Origin of the sequence: Lapillicoccus sp. (genome assembly GCF_046595215.1) — a bacterium.
In the GTDB taxonomy this organism is placed as follows: Bacteria; Actinomycetota; Actinomycetes; order Actinomycetales; family Dermatophilaceae; genus Lapillicoccus.
This window is the reverse complement of record NZ_JBKJPP010000178.1, coordinates 1-8,153: the sequence shown is the minus strand read 5'-3', so window position 1 is coordinate 8,153 and position 8,153 is coordinate 1. Positions and strand designations below refer to the sequence as shown.

General features: G+C 71.3%; 9 protein-coding genes. 6 read left to right on the top strand and 3 right to left on the bottom strand.

Features of this window, described 5'->3' with window-relative positions:
* Positions 1-1,172 (bottom strand): glucose-1-phosphate adenylyltransferase (gene glgC / locus ACLL9L_RS15460; protein WP_411285550.1); only part of this gene is annotated, 1,172 nt, incomplete at its 3' end.
* A 63-nt stretch (positions 1,173-1,235) separates the two neighbouring features.
* Here glgC and glgA point away from each other — a divergent pair.
* Positions 1,236-2,429, top strand: a complete 1,194-nt coding sequence (gene glgA / locus ACLL9L_RS15455) for a glycogen synthase (RefSeq protein ID WP_411285549.1) — start codon at positions 1,236-1,238, stop codon at positions 2,427-2,429.
* A gap of 9 nt (positions 2,430-2,438) precedes the next feature.
* Here glgA and ACLL9L_RS15450 read toward each other — a convergent pair whose 3' ends face one another.
* Positions 2,439-3,200 (bottom strand): hypothetical protein, encoded by a 762-nt coding sequence (locus ACLL9L_RS15450; RefSeq protein WP_411285548.1) that lies wholly within the window; start codon positions 3,198-3,200, stop codon positions 2,439-2,441.
* 100 nt (positions 3,201-3,300) lie between these two features.
* On the opposite strand from ACLL9L_RS15450, the gene ACLL9L_RS15445 reads away from it, so the two are divergent.
* The 5 genes from ACLL9L_RS15445 to ACLL9L_RS15425 all read left to right on the top strand — a co-directional run bounded on the left by ACLL9L_RS15445 (position 3,301) and on the right by ACLL9L_RS15425 (position 7,697).
* Positions 3,301-4,104, top strand: a complete 804-nt coding sequence (locus ACLL9L_RS15445) for an ABC transporter ATP-binding protein (RefSeq protein WP_411285547.1) — start codon at positions 3,301-3,303, stop codon at positions 4,102-4,104.
* A gap of 75 nt (positions 4,105-4,179) precedes the next feature.
* A complete protein-coding gene (locus tag ACLL9L_RS15440; RefSeq protein WP_411285546.1) occupies positions 4,180-4,629 on the top strand; it encodes an NfeD family protein in 450 nt (149 codons plus the stop codon).
* Between the two features lie 134 nt (positions 4,630-4,763).
* Positions 4,764-5,933 (top strand): SPFH domain-containing protein, encoded by a 1,170-nt coding sequence (locus ACLL9L_RS15435; RefSeq protein WP_411285551.1) that lies wholly within the window; start codon positions 4,764-4,766, stop codon positions 5,931-5,933.
* 151 nt (positions 5,934-6,084) lie between these two features.
* Entirely contained in the window at positions 6,085-6,855 is a 771-nt protein-coding gene (locus tag ACLL9L_RS15430) for a sulfite exporter TauE/SafE family protein (RefSeq protein WP_411285545.1), read from the top strand.
* A complete protein-coding gene (locus tag ACLL9L_RS15425) occupies positions 6,843-7,697 on the top strand; it encodes a TrmH family RNA methyltransferase (RefSeq protein ID WP_411285544.1) in 855 nt (284 codons plus the stop codon). Before ACLL9L_RS15430 ends, ACLL9L_RS15425 begins: the two co-directional genes overlap by 13 nt.
* A gap of 4 nt (positions 7,698-7,701) precedes the next feature.
* Here ACLL9L_RS15425 and ACLL9L_RS15420 read toward each other — a convergent pair.
* On the bottom strand, positions 7,702-8,153 hold a 452-nt coding region (locus ACLL9L_RS15420; protein ID WP_411285543.1), incomplete at its 5' end, for an acyl-CoA thioester hydrolase/BAAT C-terminal domain-containing protein.

Genomic DNA, 8,153 nt, shown 5'->3' with positions numbered 1-8,153 from the left:
TGGTCGACGCCGATCTCGGCATGCTCGGGGACGATGACGTTCTTGTCGACGATCGCCCGCCGGATCGTCGCGTAGCGGCCCACGTCGACGCCGTCGAGGATGACGCTGTCGACGATCGAGGCGTAGCTGTGCACGTGGACCCTCGGCGCGAGCACCGAGCCCTGGACCTGGGCGCCACTGATGACGACACCGGGGGAGACGGCCGAGTTGCGCGCCTCACCGACCCGGTCACCGTGGCCGTGCACGAACTTCGCGGGTGGCAGCGACCCCGTCGAGGTGTAGATCGGCCACTCGTAGTTGTAGAGGTTGAAGATCGGGTGGATCGAGATGAGGTCCATGTTGGCCTCGAAGTACGAGTCGATGGTGCCGACGTCGCGCCAGTAGCCCTGGTCCCGGTCGGTCGCCCCGGGGATGGGGTTGTCCTTGAAGTCGTAGACGTAGCCGCCTCCCTCCGCCACGAAGGCCGGGACGATGTCGCCGCCCATGTCGTGCTTGCTGCCCTCGCGGTCGTGGTCGGAGACGACCGCGTCGATGAGGACGTCGGCGTCGAACACGTAGTTGCCCATCGAGGCGAGGACCTCGTCCGGGCTGTCGGGCAGTCCCTTGGCGTTCGTCGGCTTCTCGAGGAAGGCCCCGATCTTGCGCCGGTCGTCGTCGTCGACCTCGATCACCCCGAACTGGTCGGCGAGCGAGATCGGCTGGCGGATCGCCGCGACGGTGACTCCGGCCCCCGTCTCGATGTGCTGCTCGACCATGTGGGCGAAGTCCATCCGGTACACGTGGTCGGCGCCGACGACGACGACGATGTCGGGCTTCTCGTCGTGGACCAGGTTGAGGCTCTGGTAGATCGCGTCGGCGCTGCCGAGGTACCAGTCCTTGCCCATCCGCTGCTGGGCCGGCACGGGGGCGACGTAGTTGCCGAGCAACGTCGACATCCGCCACGTCGACGTGACGTGCTTGTCGAGGCTGTGCGACTTGTACTGCGTCAGGACGACGACCTTCAGGTAGCCCGAGTTGACGACGTTCGACAGGGCGAAGTCGATGAGCCGGTAGATGCCCCCGAAGGGGACGGCGGGTTTGGCCCGGTCAGCCGTGAGCGGCATGAGCCTCTTGCCCTCGCCGCCCGCGAGGACGATCGCCAACACCTTAGGATTCTGCGCCCTGCGTGCCATGCCCACACCCTAGGGTCATCGAGCCATCGCGGCGAGGGGTTGTCCGGGACTAGTGTCGGCGGCGTGCGAGTCGACATCCTCAGCAAGGAGTACCCCCCGGCGGTCTACGGGGGCGCCGGAGTTCATGTGGCCGAACTGGTCCGCGCCCTGCGGAGCCGAGGTGACATCGACGTCCGGGTGCGCTGCTTCGGTGAGCCCCGAGACGAGGCCGGCACCACGGCATACGCGGACCTCGCCGAGCTGGCGGGTGCCAATGCCGCGATCACGACGCTCGGGGTCGACCTCGCGATGGCGCAGGACTGCACCGGCGCGGACCTGGTCCACTCGCACACCTGGTACGCCAACTTCGCGGGCCACCTCGCCGGACTGCTCGGAGGTATGCCGCACGTCGTCACCGCCCACAGCCTCGAGCCGATGCGTCCGTGGAAGGCCGAACAGCTCGGGGGCGGTTACCGCGTCTCGTCGTTCGCCGAGCGTGAGGCCTACGAGGGCGCCGCCGCCGTCGTCGCCGTCAGTGCCGGCATGCGCACCGACATCCTGCGCAGCTATCCCTCCCTCGACCCCCAGCGGGTCCACGTCGTGCACAACGGCATCGACGCCGACCTGTGGGGCAAGCGCGTCGACGAGGCGATCGTGCGCCGCCACGGCGTCGACCCCGACAAGCCCTGCGTGATCTTCGTCGGCCGGATCACCCGGCAGAAGGGCCTGCCCTACCTCCTGCGCGCCGCGGCCGCGCTGCCGCCCGAGGTCCAGCTCGTCCTCTGCGCCGGCGCACCCGACACCCCCGAGATCCTCGCCGAGGTCGAGCAGCTCATGGGCGAGCTCACGGCAACCCGTGAGGGGGTCGTGTGGATCCCCGAGATGCTGCCCCGCAACGAGGTCGTTGCACTTCTCTCTGCAGCAACGGTTTTCGCCTGTCCCTCGGTCTACGAACCACTCGGCATCGTCAACCTCGAGGCGATGGCCTGCGAGCTGGCCGTGGTCGCCACGGCCACCGGGGGCATCCCCGAGGTCGTCGTCGACGGTGAGACCGGCTGGCTCGTGCCCATCGAGCAGGTGCCGGGCGGCAGCGGCACACCGGTCGACCCGGACGCCTTCGTGGCGACCCTCGCGGCGCACCTGAGCGAGGCCGTCAGCGACCCGGCCCGCGCCGCCCGGATGGGCCGCGCCGGCCGTGCCCGAGCCATCGAGCACTTCTCGTGGGACACCATCGGGGATCGCACGATGGAGGTCTACCGCCAGGTCCTCGGGGGCTGAGCGCGCGCCTCACGCCGGTCGCCAACCGGCGACCTCCATGACGGCGATGTTCGTCGCGCCGGCCAGGGCGGCGTCGGCGGCAGACTGCAGCGACCGCAGGCCGCTCTCCCGGCGGGTGGACGAGTGCAGGTCGAGGGCCGGCCCCGCCGACGCCAGACGCAGCCCCTCGTCGGCGATGACACCGATGCGCGCGGCCATCCCGATGAGGCGCACGGCGCGCGGCGCGAGGTCCCGGGGCAGGCCCCAGCGGTCCTCGCCGAGCCGACGTTCGGCGTCCTCGCGGGGCTGGGAGGACCACGGCCGGCCCTCGACCTCCTCGAGGCTGGACGAGCTCTCGGTGATGGCGTGGGCCAGGGCCCGCTCGAGGTCGCCGAGGCTGATCGACTCGAGGAGGTGACGGGCGACCGGCTCGCTGTCGTATGCCGTCCACTCGGCTGCGGTGCCCTCGTCGCCGTCCGGGCCGAAGGTCGACAGGGTCGGGACGAGGAGCCCGCCCATGCCGGCGACGTAGGCGCACTCGCCCCGCGCGGCAGCCGCGCCCGAGACGTCGACCTGCGCCCGCGGCATACCGGTGAGGTCGCCGGGACGGGGGAGAGCGACGAGGACCGCGCTCTCGCCGAGGTCGCGCCACAGCCGGAGGCGGCTGAGGTCGCCGCTCCAGTGGTCGAGGTCGGGGTGCGCCCGGGCGATCGCCTCTTCGAGGTCCAGGCGGCCGTGGAAGGCGGCGGTCGCCCACACGGCGAGACGCACCGAGACGGGCAGGGTGGGCATCGACGCAGTCTAGGTGGCGGTGTCCGGCGGGTCCGGGGGAAGGAGGTTGGCGCGGCCCGAGGTCGTCCGTTGGTGGTCGTCCGTCAACTATGGTGGCGCCATGAGCGACGTCCTCGCCTTTGCCGATGTGAGCGTGGTGCGTGGCGGCAACCTCCTCCTCGACGCCATCACCTGGGAGGTGGAGGAGGGGGAGCGTTGGGTCGTGCTCGGCCCCAACGGTGCCGGCAAGACGACGCTGTTGCAGCTGGCCGCGGCGCGCATCCACCCGACGTCCGGCGTCGCCGGGGTGCTCGGGGAGGTCCTCGGGGCCGTCGACGTCTTCGAGCTGCGTCCGCGGATCGGGCTGGCCAGCGCCGCGGTCGCCGAACGCATCCCGGGCGACGAGCTCGTGGGCAACGTCGTCGTCACGGCGTCCTACGCGATCGTGGGCCGGTGGCGCGAGGCGTACGACGCGCAGGACTACGTGCGTGCGATGCAGCTGCTCACCGCGCTCGGCGCTGCGCACCTCGCGCACCGCCACTTCGCCACCCTCAGCGAGGGAGAGCGCAAGCGCGTGCAGATCGCCCGAGCCCTGATGGCCGATCCGGAGGTCATGCTCCTCGACGAGCCCGCCGCCGGCCTTGACCTCGGGGGGCGCGAGGACCTCGTGTCCCGGTTGGGCGCGCTCGCCGCGGACACCGAGGCACCGGCCATGGTCCTGGTGACCCACCACGTCGAGGAGATCCCGCCATCGTTCACCGACGTGCTGCTGCTGCGCGAGGGCCGGATCGTCGCCGCAGGTCCGCTCGAGACGACCCTCACGGGCGAGAACCTCTCCGAGACCTTCGGCCTGCCGCTGGTCGTCGAGCGCCACGGGGAGCGATGGTCCGCCCGGGCGGCTGCCCTGGCCCCAGCGCTCCCGTGAGGAACTACCGCATATGGGTAAGCGTCATAGAGGTGAGGGGGTCCTTCGGCGGCCCCGTCGGGAGAAGGTGACGGGGTGTTCGACAACTACGCATGGCTCGCGTGGGTCGGGGCAGCCCTCGCCCTGGGCGCGATCGAGGCGGCCACGGTCGACTTCGTGTTCCTCATGCTTGCCGGTGGTGCGCTGGGCGGCTCGGCGGCTGCGGCCGTCGGGGCTCCCTTTCCGCTGCAGGCCGTCGTCGCGGTTGTCGTGGCGGGTGGGTTGCTCGGCCTCGTCCGTCCGTGGGCCAAGCGACGCTTCACCGTGCGCCCGGACGGGGCCAGGATGGGCACCGCGGGCTACATCGGCCGTTCTGGCTTCGTCCTGGAGACGATCTCCGGCACCTCCGGCCGGGTGAAGATCGGCGGGGAGACGTGGTCCGCCAGGACCGCCAACGGTGAGGAGACCCACCCCGGCGACGAGGTGCGCGTTCTCGCCATCGAGGGCGCCACCGCAGTGGTCACCCGCGTCATCCCACCCATCTGAACGTCTGACGCCCGACAGCGGCCGGTGAGGACCGCGTGGGGAGTCAGGGCTTGACCTGCGGGTCGGATCGACCCGCAGACCTCGAGGGGCCAGCCCAGGGGGCCGGCAGGAATGGAGTTCCCGTGGACAGCGGTCTGCTGACACTGATCGTCGTGGCTCTGCTCATCATCTTCGCGGCCATCGTGGCGGCCCGGACCATCCGGATCGTCCCGCAGCAGACCGCGCAGATCGTCGAACGGCTCGGCAGCTACAGCCGCACCCTGGACGACGGCCTGCACGTGCTCGTGCCCTTCGTCGACAAGGTGCGCGCCAACATCGACCTCCGCGAGCAGGTGGTCACCTTCCCGCCGCAGCCCGTGATCACGTCCGACAACCTCGTCGTCAGCATCGACACGGTCATCTACTACACCGTCACCGACGCGAAGTCAGCCATCTACGAGATCGCGAACTTCATCCAGGGCATCGAGCAGCTCACGGTGACGACGCTGCGCAACGTCATCGGATCGCTCGACCTCGAGCAGACGCTGACCTCGCGCGACCAGATCAACGCCCAGCTGCGTGGCGTCCTGGACCAGGAGACCGGTCGCTGGGGGATCCGCGTCAACCGGGTCGAGCTGAAGGCCATCGACCCGCCGCACTCGGTGCAGGACTCGATGGAGAAGCAGATGCGCGCCGAGCGGGACCGCCGAGCAGCAATCCTCAACGCCGAGGGGGTCAAGCAGTCCGCGATCCTCACCGCAGAGGGTGAGAAGCAGTCGCAGATCCTGCGAGCCGAGGGCTCGGCCCAGGCCCGGATCCTCGAGGCCCAGGGTCAGTCCCGAGCGATCCAGCAGGTCTTCGCCGCGATCCACCGGGGGAAGCCGACCCAGCGGCTGCTGGCCTACCAGTACCTCCAGGTCCTGCCGCAGCTCGCCCGCGGTGACGCCAACAAGATGTGGATCATCCCGTCCGAGGTCACCGATGCCCTGCGCGGGATCAGCGGCGCCCTGGGCGGCGACAAGCCGATGCAGAACGGCGACGACGAGGAGGAGTGGGTCGATCCCGGCCCGGAGGACAACGCCTTCGCCGACACCCTCCTGCAGGACCCGGCCAAGGCACTCGCCGAGGCCCGGGGGCAAGCGGGTCAGGCCAGCGCCGAGGCGACCGCGCACGCGACCCCGCCGATCCGTCGCCAGCCGCCGGTCGTCCCCGCTCCTGACCAGGTGCCGCCGCGGGCGCAGCCCACCGACCAGATCCCCCAGCAGGAGTTGCAACCGGGGCAGGCGCCGCCGGCCGGTCGGCCCAGCCCGGTCCAGGAGCAGTGATCCGCCGGCCCACCGCGGCCGTCGCCGGCACCCTGAGCCGCCCGCGACCGGCCACCCGCCGGACCTGACACGGGCCACCCGCCGGACCTGACACGGGCCACCCGCCGGACCTGACATGGGCCGCCCGGCCACCCGTGGATAGGGTGACCGGGTGTCGGTGCTCGAGGTCCTCGCCATCCTCGCGGCGGGAATGACGGCCGGCACCATCAACACCATCGTCGGGTCCGGCACCCTGGTCACCTTCCCGGTGCTGCTCTTCCTCGGCTTCCCGCCGCTGAGCGCCAACGTCAGCAACAACATCGGTCTCGTCGCCGGCGGGGTCAGTGGCAGCTTCGGCTACCGCCACGAGCTGACGGGCAGGGCGCGCACGCTGCGGCGGCTGATGCCCCTGTCCCTCGTCGGGTCGATCATCGGGGCCGCGCTGCTGCTCGTGCTCCCGGCAGCGGCCTTCAAGGCCATCGTGCCGGCGCTGATCGTCGTGGCGTTGGTGCTCGTCCTCGTCGGTCCGCGTCTCCAGGCCACCGGGGCCGCCCACCACCACGACGAGTCCGCTCCACGGTGGCACGCCTGGCTGATCGGGGTCGGGGTGCTCGTCGCCGGGATGTATGGCGGCTACTTCGGGGCCGCTCAGGGCGTCCTGCTCATGGGCCTGTTCTCCGCGCTGAGCACCGAGCCCCTGCAGCGGCTCAACGGCTACAAGAACGTGCTCAGCCTCATCGTCAACTTCGTCGCGGCGATCATGTTCGTGATCTTCGCCCGCGACCAGATCAACTGGGTCGTGGCCCTGCTGATCGGCATCGGCGCCTTCGTCGGCGGCATCATCGGCGCCCGCGTGGGTCGGCGGATCCCCCCGACCGCGCTGCGCGGGCTGATCATCCTCATCGGCGTGATCGCGATCGTCAAGCTCGTGTGGTTCTCCTGACACCGATCCGGATCACCTCGCTGGACGTCGAGGGCCACGACGAGCGGCTCGCGGACTACGTCGCGCTGACCGACGTCGCCCTGCGTCGCCGGTCCGAGCCCGAGCGCGGTCTCTACATCGCAGAGTCGGACAAGGTCATCCGCCGCGCCCTCGCCGCCGGCCACCGCCCCCGGTCCTACCTCATGGCCGAACGCTGGCTCGACGACCTCGCTGACCTCGTCTCGCAGGCCGAGGCGGACGGCATACCGGTCCTCGTCGGGGAGCACGACGTCATCGAACAGCTAACGGGGTTCCACCTCCACCGCGGAGCTCTCGCGTCGATGCAGCGCCCCGTGCTCCCGCCGGTGGACGCCCTCATCGCGGGCGCGACCCGCATCGCGGTCCTCGAGGACATCGTCGACCACACCAATGTCGGCGCGGTCTTTCGCTCGGCGGCCGCCCTCGGGGTGGACGCGGTGCTCGTGACGCCGCGGTGTGCCGACCCGCTCTACCGTCGCTCGATCCGGGTATCGATGGGCACGGTCTTCCAGGTGCCCTGGACGCGGATCGATCCCTGGCCCGCCGGCATCGACGTCCTGCGCGATGCGGGCTTCACCGTGGCGGCGCTGGCGCTCGAGGAGGACTCGGTCAGCCTCGACGTCCTCGCGGCCGACCCGCCGCCGCGGCTGGCCATCGTGCTGGGGACCGAGGGGGACGGGCTGTCGCGGCGCACCATCGTCGCCTCGGACCTCACCGTGCGGATCCCCATGGCCGGGGGTGTGGACTCGCTCAACGTCGCGGCGGCCAGCGCGGTGACGTTCTACGCGCTGCGCCACCGCGCCGACGTCCCCACCGGGACCTGACCCCTCACGTGGGGTGCTCGTGGAGGCGGAGGACCTCCACGAGGACCGGCCACGCCCGGGCGCCCAGCTCCGCGTCGGCCTGCACGGTGCCTCCTCGCGCCAGGTGGGCACCGACGGTGACCGGGGGCTCGCCGGGGAGGATGGTGCGGTGTCCGGCGTGCGGGTGCGTGACGACCCGCGTCGCGAGCCCGTGCTCCGCCCGGCGCCGGACGATGGCCCGGGTGAAGTGTGCACTCGGCCAGACCTGGTCGTCCTCGCCCGCCACGAGGACGACCTCGCCGCCGATCCGCTCGACCGGGATGGCGGCGGCTGCAGCCGCCGACGGATCGGCGGCGAGGCTCTGCTCGTAGTGTCCGAGATGGGCGGGGGGATCCGTGCGGGGTGTCCAGTCCTCCACGAGGGGGACGTAGGGCAGGGGCAGCCCGTCGAGGGTCCAGTGCGAGGCCTGGCGCGGCG

Bases quoted from the DNA above. Each gene is read 5' to 3' on its own strand.
- ACLL9L_RS15450 (WP_411285548.1), bottom strand. From the start codon at position 3,200: ATGCCCACCCTGCCCGTCTCGGTGCGTCTCGCCGTGTGGGCGACCGCC.
- ACLL9L_RS15445 (WP_411285547.1), top strand. From the start codon at position 3,301: ATGAGCGACGTCCTCGCCTTTGCCGATGTGAGCGTGGTGCGTGGCGGC.